This is a genomic window from Rhodococcus sp. NPDC003348 (genome assembly GCF_053589375.1).
The window spans coordinates 1,056-27,650 of sequence record NZ_JBSFRT010000018.1; the positions used below are offsets into that span (position 1 = coordinate 1,056).

Consider the following 26,595-nt stretch of genomic DNA (forward strand, 5'->3'; position numbering starts at 1 on the left):
TCACCCACGACCTTCGTCCGACGCCCACGTCTCGGTGAGAACAGCCGCGATCCGCGTCAACGCCGCCGGCGACGCCATCGTCCAGTGGGTGGTGTCGATGGGGTGATTGTGGATGCGACCACCGATCACCCGTTCCCAGGTCGACACCCCCCGCACTCCGGTCGGATCGTCCTGCATCGCGGTGAAGTACACGAGATCACCCTTGAACTGTGCGGGCTCGTAGGCCGCGGACAGCGCCATCGAGGTCTCCGCTGCCGCCATCGCCGCCGCAATCCGATCGGCGCCGAGCCCGTTGAAGGGCTCGGGCAGCCCGGCCACCAACTCCGCAACAGCGCCAGCGGTCAGGTCGCCCTCGACTGCGGGTCCGTCGAGGTCGACGCCCGGCAGCACCAGCGCAAACAGGTCCCGCGCGGTCGGGGCGGCCGGCTCGACGGCCGGATCCGCCTCGATCTCCGCGGCATGCTGGAGTCCCGCGGCAGCGAAGCTGTCCATCATCGACAGCAGGGCCACCTCCTCGCCCTCCGCCTGCAACTGCACCGCCATCGCGTGCGCGATGACGCCGCCGAGCGACCAACCGAGAATGTTGTACGGACCGGTCGGCTGCACCGCGCGGATCTCCCGGACGTACCGCTCCGCCCACGCCTCGATCGAATCGGGTACGGCTCCGTCGCCGCTCAGTGCGGGCGACTGCAGCCCGTAGACACCACGTGTCGGATCGAGGTTCTGCGCCAGCCCGGCGAAGGCCCACGAGAGGCCGACGACCGGATGGACGCAGAACAGCGGTCGATCGCGCCCCTCCCGGATCGGCAGCACGACTCCGAACGCATCCGCGCCGAGGAGCTCGATCTCGCCGGACCGCGCAGATGCGATTCGCGCCGCCAACGCTTCCGTCGTCGCCTCCGCGAACAGCCAGACCAGCGGCACCTCGAATCCGAGTTCCGAGGTCAGTCTGGACACGATCTTCGTGGCGATGAGCGAGTTGCCGCCGACGTCGAAGAAGTTGTCGTCGAGACCGACTCGCTCGATTCCCACGACCTCCGCGATCGCCGCGGCCACCAGCTGTTCCTCGGCGGTGGACGGTGCCCGGTACTCCGTCGCGACGAAGACCGGCGCCGGCAGCGCCTTCCGGTCCACCTTGCCGTTGGCGTTGAGCGGCAACTCGTCGAGAACCGTCACCACCGAGGGCACCATGTACGACGGCAACCGCGCGCCCATCCAGGACCGCAGGTCGAGTGCTTCGACCGCGACACCGGGCTCGGCGACGACATAGCCGACCAGCCGATCGCCGGTGTCGTCGCCGTGCACCAGAACGACGGCCCTGGCGACCGCGTCGTGAGCGAGCAGCACCGCCTCGATCTCGCCGAGCTCGATGCGCAGTCCACGCAGCTTCACCTGGAAGTCGGTGCGCCCGATGTACTCGAGTGCCCCTTCGCGGTTCCACCGCACCAGGTCACCGGTGCGGTACATCCGGTCGCCGGGCTCCCCGAACGGATTGGCGACGAATCGGTCGGATGTCAGGTCGAACCTTCCGCCGTAGCCGCGTCCGACGCCCACACCACCGACGTACAGCTCGCCCTCCACACCGGCCGGAACGATGTTCAACCGGCGATCGAGGACGAACAGGTCGAGGTTCGGCACCGGGCGTCCGATCGGTACTCCGGCAACATCGTCGACGGATGCGGCCTGGAACGACACCACGTCCGATGCCTCGGTGGGTCCGTAGCTGTTGACCACGCGCACACCGGATTCCATCAGTACCGCGAGTCTGCCGACGTTGATCGGCTCACCGCCGAGGAACACCACGTCGAGTGCCGCCAGCGCGCCGTCGGCATCTCCGTCGACGACCGCCTCGAAGGCACTGGGCGACATGTTCGCCACCCGGACACCGCCACCGGCGACGATCGCCAGGATCTCCCGGGGATCGAAACCGTCCGTGGCGAGATGCACCGACCGGCCTCCCGCCAGCGCCGCCCACACATTCTTCTGGGTCAGGTCGAAACTCGGCGACGACGCGATCAACAGTCCGCCCTCGGCGGGAAGCTCACCCTCGTACCACGCCACGGTGTTCTCGATACCCGCCATCGGAACGAGCGTCGGCTTCGGCTTGCCCGTCGAGCCCGACGTCGAGATGACGTAACCCAGCCGGCGGCCCGCGTGCTCGTCGCGCCACCGGTCGGTCGGGTGCGTCGCCGTGTGCCCGGTGACAGCGTCGGGTGCGATCACCGGAACCGCCAGTTCCCGATCGGCCGCGCCGATCACGCAGCGCGCCGCCGTGTCGATCAGGATCGACTCGACACGGTCTGCGGGGTGCGAGGGGTCGATCGGCGCGTAGGCTGCACCCGCCTTCCACACCGCGATCATCGACACGATCCACGACACCGACCTCGGCAGCATCACCCCGACGACGTCATCGACGCCGACGCCGCGTTCGATGAGCGTGCAGGCCAGCTCCGTCGAACGCCGGTCGAGCTCCGCGTAGGTGACCGACTCGTCGCCGCACACCACTGCCGCTGCGTCCGGAGCCACGTCGACCCGGGCGGCGAACCGCCCGAGCAGTGACGTCTCGGTCCCGGGGACACGGGGACCGCGCGACCACCCCAGAACCCGCTCGCGCTCGGCCTCGTCGAGCACCTCGACATCGCCGACCGCGGTGGACGTGTCCTCGACGATCGCCCGCAGGACCTGCTCGAACTGTTCCGCGAACGACGCGATCGTCGCCTCGTCGAACAGATCCGTCGCGTACGTGAACGCGGCACTCATGTCGCCCTCGCCGGCGCCCTCCACCAGCGTCAGCTGCAGGTCGAACTTCGCCAACGCGGCGTCGAAGTCGACCCCGGACATTGCCAGCCCCGGCAGTTCCAGACTCGTCGGCGCCAGGTTCTGGAAGGCCAGCATCACCTGGAACAGCGGATGGCGCGCCTGCGAACGAGCCGGGTTGAGCACCTCGACCAACCGTTCGAACGGCACGTCCGCGTGTGCGAACGCCTGCAGATCCGTGTCCCGGACCCGCGCCAGCAACCCGCCGAACGACTCCGCGGCGTCCACCTCGGTCCGCAGCACCAGCGTGTTCACGAACATGCCGACCACGTCGTCGAGTGCAGCGTCCGCTCGGCCGGCGATCGGCGTGCCGATCGCGATGTCGGATGTGCCGGACAGCCGCGCCAACAGCACCGCCAGCGCCGAGTGAACCACCATGAACAACGTCGACCGGTGCTCCCGGGCCACCCTGTTCAGTCCGGCCTCGACACTCGCGTCGATCGAGAACCCGTACGTCCGTCCGAGATTCGATGCGACGGCAGGCCGCGGCCGGTCGGCGGGCAGATCCAGCTGTTCGACAAGTCCGTCCAGCGCCCTCTGCCAGTGGGCGAGCTGCCGCGACACCTGCGACTCGGGGTCGTCCTCGGACCCGAGCACCTCACGCTGCCAGAGCGTGTAGTCGGCGTACTGCACCGCCAGGGGAGCCCATGCCGGCGCCTGCCCCGCGCTTCGCGCGGCGTACGCGACTGCGACGTCCCGGACCAGCGGCGCCACCGATGCGCCATCCGAGGCGATGTGGTGGACGACAACAACGAGGACGTAGTCGGCATCGTTTCCATCGCGCTGCGCGGTGCGCAGCAGCCTTGCACGGAACGGCACCTCGGTCGTGACGTCGAAGCCGACGGTCACCGTCTGGAGAACCTCCGCGAGCACCGCGTCATCGGCGACATCGACCGGAACGAGGTCGAGCGACACCCGGTCGGCAGGCAGCACGATCTGCTCCGGCCCGTCCACGCTGTCGGGATACACGGTGCGAAGCACCTCGTGCCTGCCGATGACGTCGGCGATCGCCGCCCCGAGGGCGTCGACGTCCAGCGCACCCGACAGCCGGATCGCCGCCGGAATGTTGTTGACCGCCGAGCCCGGTTCGAGTCGGTTGAGGAACCACATCCGTCGTTGCGCCAGCGACAGCGGAATCCGGTCGGGGCGGGGCCGCGCGATCAGCGCAACCCGCTGCCCCGCTCCCCCTCCGGCATCGATCCGCGCCGCAAGCGACTCGACCGCCGATGCCTCGAACAGCACGCGAAGCGGCACGGTGGCATCGAGCGCGACACCGAGCCGGGCGGTGACCTTCGCTGCGATCAGCGAGTTGCCGCCGAGGTCGAAGAAGTCGTCGTCGAGCCCGACCTGTTCGACTCCGAGGGTCTCGGCGAACACCATCGCGACGACGATCTCGGTCGTGGTGACCGGTGCCCGGAAGGTGCGCGCCTCGAACACCGGCTCCGGCAACGCCTTCCGGTCCAGCTTGCCCGACGAGTTCAGCGGGAACGCATCGAGGACGGTGAGCGCCGACGGAATCATGTAGGACGGCAGCGAGCGCGCGGCGTGGGTCTTGACCTCGTCGAGGTCGAGGGCCCCCTCCGGTGTGGGCACCAGATAGCCGACGAGGTGGTCGCCGTTCGGCGTCTCCACCACCGTCACGGCGGCCTGCAGGACCGACGGATGCGTCAGCAGCGCCGACTCGATGTCACCCAGCTCGATCCGCTGTCCGCGGAACTTCACCTGGAAGTCGGTGCGGCCGATGTAGCTCAGCGCACCGTCCTTGCCCCAGGCGACGAGGTCACCCGTCCGGTACATCCGCTCCCCCGCAGTGGAGAACGGGTTGGCCACGAACCGATCCGACGTCAGGTCCACCCGACCGTGGTAACCGCGTGCCAACTGGGCACCCGCCAGGTAGAGCTCACCCGGGACCCCGGCAGGTACCGGCTGCAGTCGCGAGTCGAGGACATACGTCTGCGAGTTCCACTGCGGACGACCGATCGACACCGCGCCGCCGGCCACCGTGTCGGTCACGTCGGCGTAGGTGATCGACACCGCGGCCTCCGTCGGGCCGTACAGGTTGTGGATGCGTGCCGACGACACCGCGGCGAAAGCGCGCACCGTTTCCGCGGGCAACGCCTCGCCGATGACGAACACGTCCCTCAGGGAACCGAGCGCGTCGGCAGGCGCGTACTCCGCGAAAACCGTCAGCATCGACGGCACGAAGTCGGTGAGTGTCACGCCGTGTCGGCCGATCGTCTCGGCCACGTACGCCGGATCGCGGTGTCCGTCATGGGTGGCGACGACCAGCGTGCCGCCCGCGCGGAGCGGCAGGAAGTAGCCCCACAACGACACGTCGAACGTCGTGGCCGTCTTCTGCAGGTACACGTCATCCGCGCACAGGCCGTATTCGGCTGCCATCCAGTGCATCTGGTTCACGATCGCACCGTGCGGGACCGCGACGCCCTTGGGCTTGCCCGTCGATCCCGAGGTGAAGATCACGTACGCCGGGTGGGTGGGCCACAGCGGCCGCACCCGGTCCACATCCGAAACCGGCGCATCCGACTCACCCGACACATCGACCGTGTCGATACACAGCACGGACCGGTCCCCCGCGACCGCGAACCCGTCCCTGGCGGTGGTCAGGACCACCACCGGATCCGCGGTGTCGAGGATGTGGCCGATCCGCTCCGCCGGGTGGTCCGGGTCGATCGGCACGTATGCGCCACCGGCCTCGACCACGGCGTACATTCCGACGACGAGGTCGAGCGACCGTCGGATTGCCAACGCCACAAGCGATTCCGGACCGACACCGGACGCGACCAGCCGGCGCGCGAGACGGTTGACGCGGCCTGCGAACTCGCCGTAGGTCAACGACTGTCCCTCGTACACGACCGCCACCGCGTCCGGAGTCGCCGCCGCCCGAGCACGGAACCGGTCGAGGAGCAGTTCATCGCCGGGCACCGCGTGCACCGAGTCGTTCCATTCCGTGATCACCTGTCGACGCTCGACCGCGTCGAGCATCTCGATATCGCCGACCACCACGTCCGGGTTCGCAACCACGGCCGTCAGCACCCGGACGAATCGGTCTGCGACGTCCTGCGCGGTCTCTCGGTCGAACAGCGCCGTCGCGTACGTCAGCGACGTCGTCATCCCATCCAGTTCACCGTCCGCTGCGCGCATGTCGGTCACCGACAGGTGCAGGTCGTACTGCGAGACCTCGACGTCGAACTCAACGGGGGCGATCCGCAGACCCGGCAAGGTGAACTCGCTCGCCGCCATGTTGTGGAACGAGAAGCCCACCTGGCAGAGCGGATGCCGCGCCGTGGACCGCGTCGGGTTGAGCACCTCCACGAGACGTTCGAACGGCACATCCGCATTGCCGAAGGCGCCGAGGTCCGTCTCGCGGACCTCCGAGAGCAGGTCGGTGAAGGCCGACGCCGGGTCGACGTGGGTCCGGAACACGAGGGTGTTTACGAACATGCCGATCAGGTCGTCGACTGCCGCCTCGTCACGACCGGCGAACGGGGTGCCGACGGCGATGTCCGAAGTCCCGGACAGTCGCGCCAGCAGCACCGCGAAGGCAGCGTGCACGACCATGAACATCGTCGAGCCGTGGGAGCGGGCGAGCTCGTCGAGAGCTCGGTGCAGTTCGGCGTCGACCGAGACCGTCACCCTCCCGCCCTGGTACGACTGCACCGACGGGCGCGGCCGGTCCGCCGGCAGGTCGAGCTGATCCGGCAACCCGTCGAGCGCCGACTTCCAGTAGTCGAGCTGCTGGTGCATCAGCGATTCCGGGTCGCTTTCCGCGCCCAGGACCCGATGCTGCCACAGCGCGTAGTCCGCGTACTGGATCGGAAGCGGCGCCCACTGCGGCGCCGATCCCGCGCTGCGCGCGAGGTAGGCAGTCATCAGGTCACGGGTCAGCGGCGCAACCGAGTAGCCGTCGCCGGAGATGTGGTGGATGGCGATGACGAGCACATGCTCGTCCTCCTCCACGCGATACAGACGCACCCGGATCGGGACAGTGGCGGTCACGTCGAACCCGGTCGACAGGAACTCGCCGACCGCCGGGATGACGTCCTCTTCGGAGAGCGGGACCGGATCGAGATCCGGAATCGCCTTGTCCGCGGGAAGGACCACCTGGACCGGGCCGTCGGCCGTGTCCGGGTACACCGTCCGCAGCACCTCGTGCCGAGCGATGAGATCGCCGACCGCGGCGCCGAGCAACTCGAGATCCAGTGCGCCGCTCAGCCGCAGCGCGATCGGGATGTTGTACGCGGCCGAGGAGGGGTCGAACCTGTTGAGGAACCACATCCGCTGCTGAGCCAGCGACAGCGGCACGGTCCGCTCCGAACGCGGCATCGCGACGAGCGCCTCCCGGCGCCCCGCGCCGCGGGCACGCTCGACCCGGGTGGCGAGACTTGCAACGGTCGGCGCATCGAACAGGTCACGCACCGACACCCGGCCGTCCACCCGTGCCGACAGCACGGACACCACCCGCATCGCGATGAGCGAGTTGCCTCCCAGCTCGAAGAAGTCGTCGTCCGCACCAACCCGACCGGCCTCGAGGACCTCCGTGAAGACCTCCGCGACCAGCTCCTCGGCCGGAGTCGCGGGGGCACGGAAGGCCCGGGTCTCGAAAATCGGAGCCGGCAGCTTCTTCCTGTCGAGCTTCCCACTGGTGTTGAGCGGGAACTCGGCGAGGACCATCACCGTCGACGGCACCATGTACGCGGGCAACGCCGCTGCCACCGCGGTCCGCAGGTCACCACCGACCAACTCGGCACCGGCGACCGGCACGACATACCCGACCAGCCGGTCGCCGGCCGAACCACTCGAGTCGAGCACCACCACGGCCTGCGAGACGCCGTCGATGCGTTCGAGCGCGGACTCGATCTCGCCCAGCTCGATCCGCTGACCACGCAGCTTCACCTGGAAGTCGGTGCGCCCCAGGTACTCCAGCTGTCCATCGCCGCGCCAGCGGGCGAGGTCACCGGTGCGGTACATCACCGAACCACCGTCACCGAACGGATTGGCGACGAACCGCTCCGCCGTCCGATCCGCCCGTCCGTGATAGCCGCGCGACACCTGGCCGCCGGCCAGGTACAACTCGCCGGCCACTCCGAGCGGAACCGGATGCAGACGCGTGTCCAGCACGTACGCCTGCATGTTCCACACCGGCACACCGATCGGCATCGTGTCCGACTCCGACCCGTCGCACCAATAGTGCACCGAAGTCAATGTCGTCTCCGCGGGACCGTACGCATTGTCGACCCCGACGCCCCACGCCTCGATCGTCCGGGCCGCCAGCTCCGGGCTCAACGCCTCACCGGCCAACTGCAGCGCCCGCACCGAGGGCGGCAGCGCGTTCTCACCGTCTGCCACCAACGCCGCCAGCATCGACGGCACGAACCCGAGGATCGTGACGCCGTACTCACGGCACACCTCGGTCAGGTACCGCGAGTCGCGGTGCCCGTCCGGCGCCGCGATCACCAGGTGTGCACCGGCGACGAACGGCACGAACAATTCCCACAGCGACGGGTCGAACACCACCGGAGTCTTCTGCAGCAGCACGTCGTCCGCGGTTACCCGGTACTCGTCGACGAACCAGCTCAACTGGTTCACGATCGCCGCGTGACTGACCGAAATACCCTTCGGCACACCGGTCGAACCGGACGTGAAGATCACGTACGCCGCATTCTCCGGCCGCAGCGGACCGACCCGCTCGGCATCGGTCACCACAGACCCGGCCCACGCGGACTCGACGAACCGATCCACCTCGACCACCGGGAGGCCGGGCGGCAGATCGACCGCGTCCCGCGCGGTGGTCAGCACACACACCGGTCGTGCGATGTCGAACACCGACTCGAGCCGTTCCACCGGCTGATCCGGATCCACCGGCACGTACGCCCCTCCGGCGGTCATCACCGCGTGCATCGCCACCAGCATCTCGGCCGAGCGCCGCGCCGCAACGACGACGGTGGACTCCGGACCGACACCGATCGAGATCAACTGCCGCGCGAGCGCGTTGACCCGACCGGAGAACTCCCCGAATGTCGCCGTCGCACCGTCGAAGGTCACTGCTGGCGCGTCCGCTCGGTCCTGCGCGGTCGCGACGAGCAGATCCACGAGAGTGCCCGCAGGCACCGCCGCATCCGTCGCGTTCCACGCCTCGAGCATCAACTCCGCATCCGCGGCCGGCACGATCTCGACATCACCGACCGGCAGGGCCGGATCGGCCGTCACCTGCCGCAGAATCTGCGCCAGCGCCTCCGCGAACCGCGCCGCGGTCGCCGCGTCGAACAGGTCCGTCGCGTACGTCAGCCGCGCACCGATCCCCGCGGGCCGACCGTCGTCGTAGGCGTCGGCGAACGCGAACTCGAGATCGAACCGGGCCGGAACCACATCGGGTTCCACCGGTGCGACCCGCAACCCGTCCAGCTCCAGCGCGCTGCCGCCGAGGTTCTGGAACGCCAGCGACACCTGGAACAACGGCGAGTGCGACTGCGAACGAACCGGATTGAGCGCCTCGACCAGCCGTTCGAACGGCACATCGGCGTTCGCGAACGCCGCCAGATCCGCCTCCCGCACCGAGTCGAGAACAGCCGTGAACGACTGCGCACCGTCGACCGGCGTCCGCAACACGAGAGTGTTGACGAACATGCCGACCAGGTCGTCGAGCGCCTGCTCACCACGGCCCGCGACCGGTGAACCGACGGCGATGTCACCGGTGCCGGTGAGCCGGGCCAGCAGCACCGCGACCGCGGCGTGCACCACCATGAACGCGGTGGCCCGCTGCTGCCGGGCGAGCGCATCCACCGCGGCGTGCAGCTCCCGGTCGATCTCGAAGTCGTGCACCGCACCCCGGTTCGACGCCAGCGCCGGCCGCGGACGATCCGTCGGCAACTCGAGCACATCGGGCAGATTGTCGAGCGCGTCCGTCCAGAACCCGAGCTGACGACTGATCAACGACGCGTCGTCGTCCTCGGAACCGAGCACCTCCCGCTGCCACAGCGCGTAGTCCGCGTACTGCACCGGCAGCGGATCCCAGCCCGGCGCCAGGCCGGCCTGTCGGGCCGCGTACGCCACCATCAGATCCTGCACCAGCAGCCTGGTAGACCAGCCGTCGGCACCGATGTGGTGCACCACCAGCGCCAACACGTGCTCGTCGCCGCCGAGCCGGTACAGCGCCACCCGCAGCGGCACCTCCGCCGTCAGGTCGAACGCCGTCCCGAACAGCCCGACGACCGCACCGAGCAGGTCCGCCTCGACCACATCGACCGGTTCCAACGCCACCGGGACCGACGAGACCGGCAGCACCACCTGGGTGCCGTTGCCCTCGAATTCCGGATACACCGTCCGCAACGCCTCGTGCCTCTCCAGCACGTCACCGATCGCAGACCGCAGTGCATCCACGTCCAGTGCCCCGGTCAACCGCACCGCCGCCGGAATGTTGTATGCCGACGACTCCGGGTCCAACTGTCCCAGGAACCACAACCGCTGCTGAGCCACCGACAACGGAATCCGCTCCGGCCGCGGACGCGCGACCAGCTCGACTCGGTCGCCGTCACCGGTCTCGGATTCGATTCGGGCGGCGAGGGTTTCGACGACCGGGGCCTCGAACAGCACCCGAACGTGCACCCGGGTGTCCAGTGCCGCGCTCAGCCGTGCGGCGACCTGCGTCGCGATCAGCGAGTTGCCACCCAGCTCGAAGAAGTCGTCGTCCAGGCCGACCCGGTCGACGCCGAGTACCTGCTCGATCACGGTGGCGACGACCGTCTCCGCCTCGGTCGACGGCGCCCGGTACTCCTTCGCCGCGAACTCCGGCGCCGGCAGTGCCCTCCGCTCCACCTTGCCGTTCACGCTCAACGGCATCGCGTCGAGCACCATCACCACCGCCGGCACCATGTACGACGGCACGGCGCCCGTGATCGCGCTGCGGATCTCGGATCCGTCGAGTCCGTCACCGACGACGTAGCCGACGAGCTGGGTGCCCCCGGGCGCGTCGTCCCGGGCCACCACGACCGCCTCGGTGACGCCGGGTCGGGCGCGGAGCGCGGACTCGATCTCCCCGAGCTCGATGCGGAATCCGCGCACCTTGACCTGGAAGTCGGCGCGCTCGAGGTACTCGAGGTTCCCGTCCGAGTTCCACCGCACGATGTCACCGGTGCGGTACATCCGCACGCCACCGGCGAACGGGTTGGCCACGAACCGATCCGAGGTCAGGTCGGGGCGGCCGAAGTAGCCGCGCGCGAGCTGCGCACCTGCCAGGTACAGCTCACCGGCGACGCCGGCCGGGACCGGGTGCAGCCGCGAATCGAGTACGAACACCTGGGTGTTCCACTCGGGGACACCGATCGGCACGGTGAGAGTGTCGGTTTCGCGAGTGCGATACGCGGTCACCGAGACCGCGGCCTCCGTCGGCCCGTACAGGTTGTCGAGCCGGGCACTGCTGGCCGCCCGGAGTCGCGCGGCGGTCTCCGCCGGCAACGCCTCGCCGATCGCCAGCACGCGGGTCACCGACTCGGGGAACCCGGCGCCGCTGTCGGACAACAGCATCGACAGCATCGACGGCACAGCGTGCAGGGTCGTCACCGACTCGCGGGTCATCAGATCGAGCAGGTAGCCCGGGTCCTGGTGTCCGTCGGGGCGGGCGATCACGAGCCGGGCACCGGTCTGCAGCGCCCACCAGAACTCCCACACCGACAGGTCGAAGGTGGCGGCGGTCTTGAGCAGCACCGCATCCTTCGTCCCGAGGGCGTATTCCGCCTGCTTCCACACCATCTGGTTGACGACGGCGGCGTGAGACACGGAGACGCCCTTGGGCCGTCCCGTCGAGCCCGACGTGAAGATCACGTACGCCGGGTTCCCGGTCCGCAACGGTGCGCGCCGGTCCGCGTCGGTGACCGGAGCCGCGTCGACGCCGGACAGGTCGACGGTGTCGATCGCGAGAGCCCGCACCTGCCCGGGCAGCGAGATCGCGTCCGCGGTGCGGGTGAGCACCACCGTCGGGGCTGCCGACTCGAGCACCAGCGCGATCCGGTCGGCCGGATGGTCGGGATCGATCGGCACATACGCGCCGCCGGCCTTGACGATGGCGTACATGCCGACCATCAGGTCGAACGACCGGCGCGCGGCCAGACCGACCAGAGATTCCGGGCCGACACCCTCACCTATCAACCTGCGCGCCAACCGGTTCACCCGCGCGTCGAACTGCGCGTAGGTCAGCGTCTCACCCTCGAACACCAACGCCGGAGCATCGGGCGTCCGCGCCACCTGGGCGTCGAACAACTCCACCAGGGACACATCCGGAACCGATTCGTCCGTCGCGTTCCAGTCTCCCAGCATCCGGCCGGACTCGGCCTCGTCGAGCAACTCGACGTCGCCGACCACCGCCGACGGATCAGCGACGATCGCCTCGAGTAGGCGGACGAACCGGGCCGCCAGCTTCTCGACCGTCTCCGGGTCGAACAGGGCTGTGGCGTAGGAGATACCGGCCGACATTCCCACCGGGCTCCCGGTGCCGTCGTACGCGTCGGCGACGATCAGGTGCAGATCGAACTGTGAGATCTCGGACTCGAAGTCGACCGCGGAGATGGACAGGCCCGGCAGTTCGAAACTCGTCGCGGCGATGTTCTGGAACGAGAAGCCCACCTGGCACAGCGGATGCCGTGCCGTGGACCGGGTCGGGTTGATCACCTCCACCAGACGCTCGAACGGCACGTCCGCGTTACCGAAGGCGCCCAGATCGGTGTCGCGGACACTCCCGAGCAGATCGGTGAACGTCATCGCCGCGTCCACCTCGGTGCGGAGGACGAGGGTGTTGACGAACATGCCGATCATCTCGTCGAGCGCGGCCTCGCCACGGCCGGCGAACGGGGTGCCGACCGCGATGTCACCGGTGCCGGAGACCCGGGCCAGCAGGGCCGCGTAGGCGGCGTGGACCACCATGAACAGCGTCGTGCCCTGGGTTCGGGCGAACTCGGCGAGCCGGCGATGCAGGTCCGCGTCGACGTCGAAGTGCACCCGGCCACCGTGATACGACTGCACCGGGGGCCGCGGCCGGTCCGTCGGCAGGTCGAGCTGGTCGGGCAGGCCGGCGAGCGCCGCCTTCCAGTAGTCCAGCTGGGTCGAGATCAGCGACTGCGGGTCCGATTCGGAGCCGAGTACGTCCCGCTGCCACAACGCGAAGTCCGCGTACTGCACCGGCAGCGGCGCCCACTCCGGGGCCTGCCCCGCCGAGTGGGCCGCGTAGGCCACCATCAGGTCCCGGGTGAAGGGCGCCATCGACGCGCCGTCCGCCGAGATGTGGTGGACCACCACCGCCAGCACGTGTTCGATCTCCGTGTCCGGACGATCGATCCGAAGCAGGAGCGCACGAACCGGCACGTCGGTGGTCACGTCGAACCCGCCCTGCAGGAACGCACCGACAACGGCGGTCACCTCGGACTCGGGCACGGTGACGGGAACCAGGTCCGGCATCGCGTCCGCTGCGGGGACGACCACCTGGACCGGCCCGTCGGCCGACTCGGGGTACACGGTGCGCAGCACCTCGTGCCGTGCGACCACGTCGGCGACAGCGGTGCGAAGCACATCCGCGTCCAACTCACCGGAGAGCCGGATCGCCGCAGGAATGTTGTACGCAGCGGAATCCGAATCGAACCGGTTGAGGAACCACATCCGGGACTGCGCGAGGGACAGCGGAATCCGCTCGGGGCGCTCCTGTGCGACCAGCTCCGGCCGACGACCTCGCCCGGCCAGATGCCCGACCCGAGCGGCCAGGCCGGCGACGGTGGCGTCGTCGAAGATCGCCCGAACCGGCACCGTGGTGTCGAGCGCGGCGCCGAGCCGCGAAGCGACCTGCATCGCGATCAGCGAGTTGCCGCCGAGGTCGAAGAAGTCGTCGTCGAGGCCGACCCGACCTGCGCCGAGCACGTCGGCGAACACGTCGGCGACGGTCTGTTCGACCGGTGTCGTCGGCGCCCTGAACTCCTTCGCTTCGAACGCCGGTGCGGGCAGCGCCTTCCGGTCGACCTTGCCGGACGAGTTCACGGGGAACTCGTCGAGAACCATGATCCGGGTCGGCACCATGTATGCAGGCAACTGTGCGGCCGCGGCGGCGGTCACCTCTGTGACGTCCACGTCGGAGCCGGGGGTCACCGTCACGTAGCCGACCAGATGCGTTCCCGCGGCGGTGTCGACCACTGCGGCGACGGACTGCCGCACGTCCGGATGCGCGGCGAGTGCGGCCTCGACCTCGCCCAGTTCGATCCGCAGGCCGTGCAGCTTGACCTGGAAGTCGGTGCGGCCCAGGAACTCCAGCTCACCCGACGGACTCCAGCGAACCAGGTCGCCGGTTCGGTACATCCGCTCACCGCCGCCGAACGGGCTCGCCACGAACCGCTCCGCGGTCAGGTCGGGGCGGGCCTCGTAGCCGCGGGCCAACTGGGCACCGGTCAGGTACAGCTCGCCCGGCACGCCCACCGGCACCGGATGCATGCGGGTGTCGAGCACGTACACCCGAGTGCCTTCGACGGGGCCGCCGATCGGCACGATCGCCGGGTCGCCGGCCTTCGCCTCACGACGGGTGACCTGCATGGCGGCCTCGGTCGGACCGTACAGGTTGTGCACCCGGGCACCGGTGACGCGGCTGAACTCGGCCGCGACGGTCGCCGGAAGCGGCTCGCCGCCCGCGAACAGGCGCCGCAGTGGCGACGTCCGGGACTCGGACAGCTCGGCGAGGACCATCGGAACCATCGACGGCACGAACTGGACGGTCGTCACCGACTGCTCGACCAGCACCCGCGCAAGGTACTGGGGGTCCCGGTGTCCGTCCGCGGTCGCCAGCACCAGCCGGGCACCGCTCTGCAACGGCCAGAAGAACTCCCACACCGAGGCGTCGAAGGTGGCCGGTGTCTTCTGCAGCACCGAATCGTGTTCGTCGAGAACGTATTCGCGCTGCATCGAGGCCAACTGATTGGCCGCCGCGGCGTGCGAGACGGCGACGCCCTTCGGCCTACCGGTCGACCCGGAGGTGAACAGCACGTACGCGGTGTTCTCCGCGTGGAGTTCGCCGATCCGATCCGCGTCGGTGACCGGGCGGTCGTCCGTGCCGTCGACGAGGCCCAACACCTCGATGACCGGGCCGGACCAGTCGACGGCGGTGTTCGGATCGACCAGGACGCACACCGGATCCACGGTGTCCAGGACGTACCGGATCCGTTCGGCGGGCTGGTCCGGATCGACCGGAACGCAGGCACCGCCGGCACGCACGATCGCGTACATCGCCGTCACCTGGTCGATGGAGCGGCGCACCGCGAGCGCCACCCGGGACTCCACCCCGACTCCCCGCCCGATCAGGTGCCGCGCGGCCGCGTTGACCCGGCTGTCGAACTCACGGTAGGTGAGGGTGTCGGTGCCGGAGACGATCGCCACGGCGTCCGGCGTCGCCGCGACCTGGGCCGCGAACATCGAGTCCAGCGTCGTGGACGACACCGGCGCCCCGGTGTCGTTCCAATCCACCAACATCCGGTCGCGCTCCGCCTCGCCGAGGAGGTCGATGTCACCGACCGGGGCGGCCGGGTCCGCGACCACGGCATGCAGGACCCGCAGCAGCGCCTCACCGAGTCGCTGTGCACCCGACTCGTCGTAGAGCGCGCGGGAGTAGGTCAGCACGCCGGTCATGCCCGCGGGCGTGCCCGCGTTGTCGTATGCGTCGACGAAGCCGAAGTTGAGGTCGAACTTGGCCGGCGACACGTCCGTCTCCACGGCGGCGATCGACAGCTCTCCGAGATCGATCTGCCCGCCGTCCTGGCTCTCGAACGACATCGCCACCTGGAACAGCGGCGAGTACGCCTGCGACCGAGCGGGATTGAGTGCCTCGACGATCTGCTCGAAGGGCACGTCCACATGACCGAACGCGCCCAGGTCGGTCTCCCTGGCCTGTGCCAGCACCTCGTCGAAGGAGTTTCCGCCGTCCACCGCGGTGCGCAGCGCCAGCGTGTTGACGAACATGCCCACCAGGTCGTCGAGCGCGGCGTCGCCGCGGCCCGCCACCGGCGTTCCGATCACGATGTCGCCGGTACCGGACAGCCGTGCGAGCAGGACCGCGAGTGCCGCGTGCATCGTCATGAACTGTGTCGCGCCGTGGCGTCGCGCCATGGCGTCGAGCGCCGCATGCAGTTCGGCGTCGATCGTGAATTCGTGCCGCGCACCGATATTCGACATCACCGCCGGCCGCGGCCGGTCGGTCGGCAACTCCAGGACATCGGGTACGCCACGCAGGGCGTCGACCCAGAAGTCCAGCTGCTTCGACATCAGCGACTGCGGATCACGCTCGGAGCCGAGCACCTCGCGCTGCCACAACGTGTAGTCGACGTACTGCACCGGAAGCGGATCCCACCCCGGCGCGGTACCGGCGCTGCGGGCTCCGTACGCCAGCATCATGTCGCGCATGAGCAGGCCTGCGGACCACCCGTCGGCGCTGATGTGGTGAACGACCAATGCCAACACGTGATCACCGTCGCCGAGGCGGTACAACGCCATTCGCAGCGGCACCTCGGCGGTCAGATCGAACGCCGTCCCGAACAACCCGACCACCGCACCGAGCAGGTCTGCCTCGGCCACATCGACCGGCTCCACCGCCACCGGCACCGAATCGGCAGGAAGGACCACCTGGGTGCCGTTGCCGTCGACATCCGGGAACACGGTCCGCAGCGACTCGTGCCGCTCGAGCACGTCACCGATGGCCAGGCGCAGCGCCTCCACGTCCAGTGCACCGGTCAACCGCACGGCCGCCGGAACGTTGTACGCGGTCGATTCCGGATCGAACCGGTTCAGGAACCACAGCCGCTGCTGCGCCACCGACAACGGAACCCGCTCCGGACGAGACCGAGCCACCAGAACCGGCCGCGCACCCGTACCCGCGATCCCCGCCACAGCCGATGCCAACGCAGCCACCGACGAGGCCTCGAACAGCACCCGCACAGGCACAGTCGCGTCGAGTGCGGCACCGATCCGGGCGACGACCTGCGTCGCGATCAGCGAGTTGCCACCCAACTCGAAGAAATCATCGTCCGCACCGACCCGATCCACACCGAGCACCTCGGCGAACACAGCCGCCACCGCCACCTCGACCGGAGTCGACGGCGCACGGAACGGCCGAGCCTCGAACACAGGCTCCGGCAACGCCTTCCGATCCAACTTGCCCACCGGCGTCCGCGGAATCGCATCCAACCGCATGATCGACGCAGGCACCATGTGCGACGGCAGCGACCCCGCCAGCGCCACCTTCAACACCGCAGGATCGAGCTCGATCCCATCCGCACCGAGCACGTACGACACCAACGACGTCGTCCCGCCCACACCGTCGTGCCCGACCGTGACCGCGAACTCCACCCCCGGCAACGCCGACAGCGCCGCATCGATCTCACCGAGCTCGATCCGGAAGCCACGCACCTTCACCTGGAAGTCACCACGACCCAGGTAGTCCAGCTCCCCGTCCGCGGTCCACCGCACCAGATCACCCGTGCGATACATACGCTCACCCGACGGCGAGAACGGATCGGCAACGAACCGCTCCGCCGTCAAATCGGGCCGACCCCGATAACCGCGGGCCAACGCCGGACCCGCCAGATACAACTCACCCGTCACACCGACCGGAACCGGCCCGAGCCGGTTGTCGAGCACCATCGCCCGCACCCCGGACACCGGAGCGCCCACCGTCACCGGCTGTCCCGGCACCAGCGGGTCGGTGCTCGTGACGACGATCGTGGTCTCGGTGGGGCCGTAGGCGTTGACGAACTCTCGGTCGCCGGCCCAGCGCGCCACCAGCTCCGGCGGGCACGCCTCGCCGCCGGTGACGACGACACGCAGATCCGGGAGGTCGGTCGGGTCGACCGACGCGAGCGCCGCCGGGGTGATCACCATGTGCGTCACCCGTTCGCGGCGCAGCAGGTCTGCCAGCTCGGCGCCGCCGAACACGTTCGGCGGGGCGATCACCAGGGTGCCGCCGGCCGCACCGGCCAGCAGCATCTCGTTGATCGAGATGTCGAAGCTCGGCGACGCGACATGCAGGGTGCGGTCGGCGGCAGTGATTCGGTAGTCCGCCTGCTGGTGATCGACGAAGTTCGCGAGACCGGTGTGGGTGACGACGACGCCCTTGGGCAGGCCCGTCGAACCCGACGTGTAGATGACGTAGGCCGGATTCTCCAGCCGCAGCGGACGGATCCGGTCGGCATCGCTCACTGCAGCCGCGGACATAGCGTCGCGGCGCACCGTGAGATCGGGATCGTCCAGCGCCAGCCAGCTGACTCCGCCGGGCAGCTCGTCGAGGAAGCGCGCGATCGTGACACCGGCCACGGCTCCGCTGTCGGCGACCATGTGAGCAACCCGGTCCGCGGGGTAGTTCGGGTCAACCGGCACGAACGCCGCACCCGACTTGGCGACGGCCCACACCGCCAGAACGGACTCGATCGACCGTGGCACTGCCACGGCCACGGCCGTCTCCGGCCCTGCGCCTGCTTCGATCAGCACTCGGGCCAGTCGCGAGGACCGCTCGTCGAGTTCGCGGTAGGTCACCTCGCGGCCGTCGTCGCCCACCACGGCGACCCGGTCCGCACCGGAGTCGGGTCCGGTCGTGAGGAGCTGCGCGAGGGTGCGCGGCACCGGCATCATGTCCGGCGTGTCGGCATGACCCCGTCCGCGCCGCTCGGTGAGGTCGGCACGCTCGGCCGGTTCGAGGATTCCGATGTCACCGACCGCGGTCGACGGATCCGTGGCCACCTCGTCGAGAACCCGGAGGAACCTCGACCCGAACTCGCGAGCGGTCGACTCGTCGAACAGGTCCCGCGCGTAGGTGAGATGCACCAGCGCCCCCGCGGGAGCACCGTCGACACCCGTCTTCTCCACGACCGTGATCTGCAGGTCGAACATCGCGATGGTGGTCTCGGCATCGAGACCGCTGATGGTCAGCCCGTCGAGTTCAAGGGTCGGCTGCGAGTGGTTCTGGAAGGCGAGAGCCACCTGGAACAGTGGATGCCGCCCCTGTGATCGTGCCGGGTTCACCGCCTCGACGAGCCGCTCGAACGGCAGGTCTGCGTGCCCGAACGCGCCGAGATCGACGTCGCGCACTCCACCGAGGAATTCGGCGAAGGGCGCACCCGCCGGCACCTCGGTCCGCAGCACCAGGGTGTTGACGAACATGCCGACGAGGTCGTCGAGTGCGGCCTCGCCGCGACCGGCGACCGGAGTACCGATCGCGATGTCGCCGGTGCCCGACAACCGCGCCAGCAGCACGGCGAGCGCTGCATGCACGACCATGAACGGAGTCGAGTTGTGTTCGCGGGCAACCGAGGTCACCGCTCGGTGCAGGCGCTCGTCGATCGCGAGTTCGACCGCACCTCCGAGATGCGAGAGGACGGCGGGGCGGGGCCGATCTCCTGGCAGATCCAGCTGTTCGGGGAGTCCGGCCAGAGTCGTCGTCCAGTAGTCGAGTTGCGCACTGATGAGGGAGCCGGCGTCCGATTCCGATCCCAGGACCTGGCGCTGCCACAGGGTGTAGTCCGCGTACTGGACGGGCAGCGGCGTCCAGCCCGGTGCCTCGCCCGCCGAGCGAGCCGCGTAGGCGATCATGACGTCTCGCACCAACGGGCCCGTCGAGAAGCCGTCTGCCGCGATGTGGTGGACGACGATCATCAGCACGTGTTCGGTCTGGGAAATCCGGAAGATGCGCATTCGCAGCGGTACTTCCGATGTGACGTCGAATCCCTTGAGCGCGGTCTCGGTGGCCACGGCGAGGAGCTGGTCCTCGGAGATCTCGATCGGATCGAGGTCGGGAACGGACGTACCGGCAGGCAAGACCACCTGAACCCCGACACCGTCCGACGACACCGGGTAGATCGTGCGCAGGACCTCATGACGCGCAATGACATCCGCGATCGCCGCCTGGAGAGCCGGCAGGTCGAGCGCGCCGGACAGCCGGATCCCGGCCGGCAGGTTGTTCCGGGCCGAATCGCTGTCGAACCGGCTGAGGAACCACATCCGCTGCTGTGCGAGCGACAGCGGGATCTCGTCCGGCCGATCCATCGCGGTCAGCGCCGGTCGACGTCCCCCACCGGCGAGCGCACCGACACGGACCGCGAGCGCTGCGACGGTCGGCGCCTCGAACAGCGCGCGTACCTCGACGGTCGCGTCGAGTGCCGCGCCGAGCCGCGCGACCGCCTGGGTGGCGATCAGCGAGTTGCCGCCGAGTTCGAAGAAGTCGTCATCGGCGCCGACCCGCTCGACACCGAGCAACTGACCGAACAGCCCGGCGACGATCTCCTCGACCGGCGTCGAGGGCGCGCGGAACTCCTTCGCCTCGAACACCGGGGCCGGCAGCGCCTTGCGATCGAGTTTGCCCGACGCGTTGAGGGGGAACTCGTCGAGCACGACGAACGCCGCCGGAACCATGTACGACGGCAGGGTCGCCCGCAGCGCCTCCTTCAGCGCCCCGAGGTCGAGGGCGGTGTCGGCAGACGGGACCAGATATCCGACCAGGGCATCGCCAGTCCGCTCGTCGCGGTGCAACGTCACCACCGCCAGCGCAACCGAGGCCTCCGCCAGCAGCGCCGCCTCGATCTCCCCGAGTTCGATTCGCTGGCCGCGCAACTTCACCTGGAAGTCCGTACGACCCAGGTACGCCAGTTCACCCGACCGCGACCATTCCACGAGGTCACCGGTCCGGTACATCCGCTCACCCGACCGGAACGGGTTCGCGACGAACCGGTCCGCCGTCAGATCCACCCGGCCGTGGTAACCGCGCGCCAATTGCACACCCGACAGGTACAGCTCGCCGGGAACACCCACCGGCACCGGATGCATGCGTGCGTCCAGCACGAACGCCTGGGTGTTCGACACGGGCGCTCCCATCGGAACCGACACCGTCTCGGTTCCGTCGACCTGACGATGCGTCGAGTGCACCGCGGCTTCGGTCGGGCCGTACAGGTTGTGCAGTTGCGCCGCACTGGTCGAGCCGAAGCGGACCGCCGTCTCGGCAGGCAACCCCTCACCCGCCGCGAAGACGTGGCGCAACGCACCATTCGACGCCGTGGTCCCGGTCTGCGCGTCGAGGTACACCGACAGCATCGACGGGACGAAGGAGGTGGCGGTGATGCCGCGCTCGGCAATGACCGACGCCAGGTACTCGGGGTCACGGTGACCGTCCGGCCGAGCGACGTGCACCTCACCACCGGTGATCAGCGGCACGAACAGTTCCCACACCGACACGTCGAACGTGAACGGCGTCTTCTGCAGCACCACGTCCGTGGTGCCGAAGGCGTACCGAGAGGCCAGCCAGGCCACCTGGTTCACGACCGCCGCGTGGCTCACGGCGACACCCTTGGGCCTACCCGTCGAGCCGGACGTGAAGATCACGTACGCCGTGTTCTCCGGACGCAGCGGCGCGAGTCGCTCCCCGTCCGACACCGGCACGTCCGGATACCCCGACAGGTCCGTCTCGTCCAGGAGCAGGACAGACCTGTCCCCTGCGCCGTCGATACCGTCTCGGGCGGTGGACAACACGCAGACCGGTGCCGCGGTGTCGAGGATGTGACCCGTGCGTTCCGCCGGCTGATCGGGATCGATCGGCACGTACGCGCCACCCGCGGCCTGCACCGCGTAGATCCCGACCATCATCTCGAGCGAACGACGCATCGCGACCGCCACCAGGGACTCCGGACCCACCCCGGACGCAATCAGGTGCCGCGCAAGGCGATTGACTCGAGATGCGAACTCCGCATAGGTCATCGACGCGCCGTCGAACGACACTGCCACCGCATCCGGCGACGCCGCCACCTGAGCCTCGAACAGCGACACCAGCGTGCCCTTGGGCAGCTCGAACTCGGTCGCGTTCCAGGTGTCGACCACGAGCTCACGCTCGACGTCGTCGAGCAGGTCGATGTCGCCGACCGGCTGCAGGGGCTGTTCGACGACGGCCTCGAGGATTCGCACGAGGCGAGTCCCGATCGCCTCGACCGTGGATCGGTCGAACAGGTCGGTGGCGTATCGGAGACCGGCCGTCATCCCGGCGACGATGCCGTCGGAGTCGACGTCCTCCGTGATGCCGAGAGCGAGGTCGAACTGGGTGGTTCCGTAGTCGTAGTCGAAGGCGGACAGCGTGACGCCCGGCAGTTCGAATGTGGTCTCGCGCCGCGGGTCGAAGGTGAGCGAGACCTGGAACAGTGGCGAATGCGACTGTGAGCGAACTGGGTTGAGGATCTCGACGAGCCGTTCGAACGGCAGGTCGGCGTTGCCGAATCCGGCAAGGTCGTCGTCACGGACGTGACCGAGCAGGTCCGAGAAGCTGCCCGAGGCGTCGACCGCGGTCCGCAGGACCAGCGTGTTGACGAACATGCCGACCTGGTCGTCGAGGGCGGCTTCGCCGCGTCCTGCGACCGGGGTGCCGATGGCGATGTCGTCGGTTCCCGACATCCGCGCGAGTAGGATGCTCAGCGCCGCCTGCACGACCATGAAGGTGGACGCACGGTGTGTCCGAGCGAGCTCGCCGATGCGCGACACCAGGTTCTGGTCGATGTCGAAGTGGACGATGTCGCCACGACCGGATGCGACCGTGGGCCGGGGCCGGTCGGTCGGCAGGTTGAGCAGTTCCGGTAGGCCGGCCAGCGCCTCGCGCCAGTATCGGATCTGGCTCGACACGACCGAATCCGGATCGTCCTCGGATCCGAGGTGTTCACGCTGCCAGAGGGTGAAGTCCGCATACTGCACCGGCAGCGGGGTCCAGACGGGCGCCTGACCGAGAGTCCGCGCGGTGTACGCGATCATCACGTCGCGCGCCAGGACGCCCATGGACACGCCGTCGGCGCTGATGTGGTGGACAGCCATCACCAACACGTAGTCGTCGGTTCCGGTGCGCAACAACCGTCCACGCACGGGCGGAGCGGCGGTGACGTCGAATCCGGCGGTGAGAATCTCGAGCGCCAGTGTGCGGAGGGAATTCTCGTCGACGTCGACGGGAGCGAGGTCGAGTTCGACCTCGCCGGCGGGCAGGACCACCTGAACCGGCGCGACTCCGTCGTTCGGGTAGACGGTCCGAAGCGATTCGTGGCGGCCGAGGACGTCCCTCACTGCGGAGGCGATCGCGTCGGTGTCCAACTCCCCCGACAACCGGATCGCCAACGGAATATTGTACGCAGCCGACGACGTGTCAAAACGATTCAAAAACCACATCCGCTGCTGCGCCAACGACAACGGCACCCGCTCCGGACGAGGCCCCGCCACCAACGCAACCCGACCACCACTACCAGCCTGCGAACCCAACCGCGCCGCCAACGCAACAACAGTCGACGCCTCGAACAAATCCCGAACCGGCACCCGCATGTCCAACGCAGCCCCGAGCCGAGCCGCCAACTGCGTCGCCACCAACGAATTACCACCGAGCTCGAAGAAGTCGTCATCCAAACCGACCTGCCCGACCCCGAGCACCTCCCCGAACGCCTCAGCAACAGCCCGCTCGACAGGCGACGCCGGCGCCCGAAACTCCCTCGCCTCGAAAGTCGGATCCGGCAAAGCCTTACGATCCAACTTCCCCGACGAGTTCAACGGGAACTCATCCAACACAACCAACGCCGACGGAATCATGTACGACGGCAACCGATCACCGAGACCAGCCCGCACCGCAGCGACATCGAACTCCGCACCAGCAGACGGCACCACATAACCGACCAACTGATCACCAGTCGCCGTCGCCACCACCAGCACGACCGCCTGGCTCACCGCACCATCCGCCAGCAACGCCGTCTCGATCTCACCGAGCTCGATCCGCTGACCACGGAACTTCACCTGGAAATCCGTACGCCCGATGTAGTTCAACTCACCCGACGCACTCCACGTGACAAGGTCACCGGTCCGATACATCCGCTCACCCGACAACGAGAACGGATTCGCCACGAACCGATCCGACGTCAGATCCACCCGCCGGTAATACCCCCGCGCCAACTGCGCACCCGCCAGATACAACTCACCCGGAACCCCCACCGGCACCGCATGCAACCGCGAATCGAGCACATACATCTGCGAATTCCACTGCGGACGCCCGATCGACACCACCCCACCGGCAACCACGTCCGTCACATCGGCATACGTGATCGACACCGCCGCCTCCGTCGGCCCGTACAGATTCTGCACCCGCGCCGACGACACCGACCCGAACGCCCGCACCGTCTCCGCCGGCAACGCCTCACCGATCACGAACACATCCCGCAACGACACCAACGACGACGCAGGCGCGTACTCGGCGAACACCGTCAACATCGACGGCACGAAGTCGGTCAACGTCACCCCGTGCGCCGCAATCACATCCGCCACATACACCGGATCCCGATGACCGTCATGCGTCGCGACAACCAACGTCGCACCCACCCGCAACGGCAGGAAATACCCCCACAACGACACATCGAACGTCGTCGCCGTCTTCTGCAGGTACACGTCCTCCGCAGCGAACGAGTACTCGTCCTCCATCCACCGCATCTGGTTGACAATCGCACCGTGCGGAACCGCAACACCCTTCGGCTTACCCGTCGACCCCGACGTGAAGATCACATACGCCGGATGCCCCGGCCGCAACGGAGCAGCCCGGTCCACATCGGTCACCGGAGCATCCGACAACCCCAACACATCCACCGTGTCGATGCACAGGACAGACCTGTCCCCTGCCGCATCGAAACCATCCCGCCCGGTGGTCAGCACACACACCGGATCAGCCGTATCGAGAACGTGACCGATCCGCTCCGCAGGATGATCCGGATCGATCGGCACATACGCGCCACCAGCCTCGAGCACCGCATACATGCCCACAACCAGATCCAACGACCGCCGAACAGCCAACGCCACCAACGACTCCGGCCCCACACCCGACGCAATCAACACCCGCGCCAACCGGTTCACCCGCGACGCGAACTCCCCATACGTCAGCGACTCACCCTCGAACACCACCGCCGTCGCATCCGGCACCGCCGCCGCCCGCGCCCGGAACGCATCCAACAGCAACTCACCGGCCGGCAACACATGCGCCGAATCGTTCCACCGATCCAACACCCGAACCCGCTCGGCACCATCGAACAAATCCACGTCACCGACAGCAACCCCAGGATCCGCCGTCACCGCAGACAGAATCCGAACGAACCGACGCCCGAACTCCGCAACCGAACCCTCATCGAACAAATCCGTCGCATAGGTGACGAGGACCGTCAGGCCCTGCGAGTCGGTGCTGGGATCGCTCGACTCGAGAACTTCGAGCTGGAGGTCGAACTTCGCCACACCCGCGTCGAAGTCGACGGCACTCACGGTGAGATCGGGAAGCGCGATCTCGGTCTGGGCGAGGTTCTGGAAGAACAGCGCGACCTGGAACAGCGGGTGCCGTGCCTGCGAGCGAGCCGGGTTGAGCACCTCCACCAACCGCTCGAACGGCACGTCGGCGTGCGCGAATGCCGCCAGATCGTCCTCGCGCACCTGCGCGAGCAGGTCCTCGAAGGATTGCGCCGACTCGACCTCGGCGCGCAGCACCAGGGTGTTGACGAACATGCCGACCACGTCATCGAGCGCGGCAGCGCCGCGACCTGCGACCGGGCTGCCGATGGCGATGTCGGTGGTGTTCGACAGTCGGGCAAGCAGCACGGCCAGCGCCGCGTGCACGACCATGAAGGGCGTCGTGCCCTGAGCCTGGGCGAGAGACTCGATGGACTGCTTCAGGTCGGCATCGATGGCGAAGCGGTAGCCGGCGCCGCGGTTGGACGCCACCGCAGGCCGCGGCCGGTCGGACGGCAGATCCAGCTGTTCCGGCAGGCCCGCCAAAGCCTGCTTCCAGTATCCGAGCTGCGCCGAGATCAGCGACTCCGGATCGTCCTCCGAGCCCAGGTGGGCGCGCTGCCACACGCTGAAGTCGGCGTACTGGACCTCGAGCGGATCCCAGCCGGGAGCAGTACCGGCCGAGCGTGCCATGTACGAGGTGACGAGGTCCCGCACCAGCGGTCCCATCGAGAACCCGTCCGCCGCAATGTGATGCACCACGATGACGAGCACGTGATCCGAGTCGCCGGTGGTCAGCAACGCCGCCCGCACGGGTACCTCGGCGGTGACGTCGAAGCCGGCGCCCGCCAGTGCGACCACCTTGCTGACGAGCTCCGACTCCTCCACCCTCGTCGGCACGAGTTCCGGAACCGGTTGGTCTGTCGACAGAACCAGCTGGATCGGACCGTTCTCGGTCTCCGGATAGATCGTGCGCAGCACCTCGTGCCTGCCCACCACGTCCGCCACGGCCGCCCGCATGGCGTCCTCGTCGACGCGACCCGAGAGGCGCACCGCGATCGGAATGTTGTTCACGCCCGACTCGGTGTCGAACCGGTTCAGGAACCACATCCGGGACTGGGCCAGCGACAACGGAATTCGGTCGGGGCGGTCGAGCGACCCGAGCAGAGGGCCGGTCGACGCGACCGCAGCACCGTCGATGACGACGGCGAGCTCGGCGACCGTCGGCGCGTCGAAGAACTCGCGCACGTCGATCCGGACGCGGAAGTCCGCATTGGCCCTCGCGATCGCCCGAGTCGCGATCAGGGAATTGCCACCGAGTTCGAAGAAGTCGTCGTCCACGCCGATCCGCTCGAGACCGAGCAGGTCGGCAAACAGCTCCGCGAGGGTTTCCTCGGTGGGGGTGCTCGGTGCCCGGTACTCACGGGCGAGCGACGAGAAGTCCGGCGCAGGCAGCGCCTTGCGATCGAGTTTGCCGCTGGAATTGATCGGGAA

General features: G+C 68.6%; 1 protein-coding gene (cut by a window edge). It reads right to left on the bottom strand.

Annotation, left to right across the window (positions count from 1 at the left end; genetic code table 11):
* Positions 1-26,595, bottom strand: the 3' portion of a protein-coding gene (locus ACWDU4_RS13975; protein WP_450114507.1) for a non-ribosomal peptide synthase/polyketide synthase. Its footprint extends 1,722 nt past the window's final position; 26,595 of the gene's 28,317 nt are visible here — the last part of the coding sequence; its start codon lies beyond the right edge, outside the window — the gene reads right to left on this strand; the stop codon is at positions 1-3.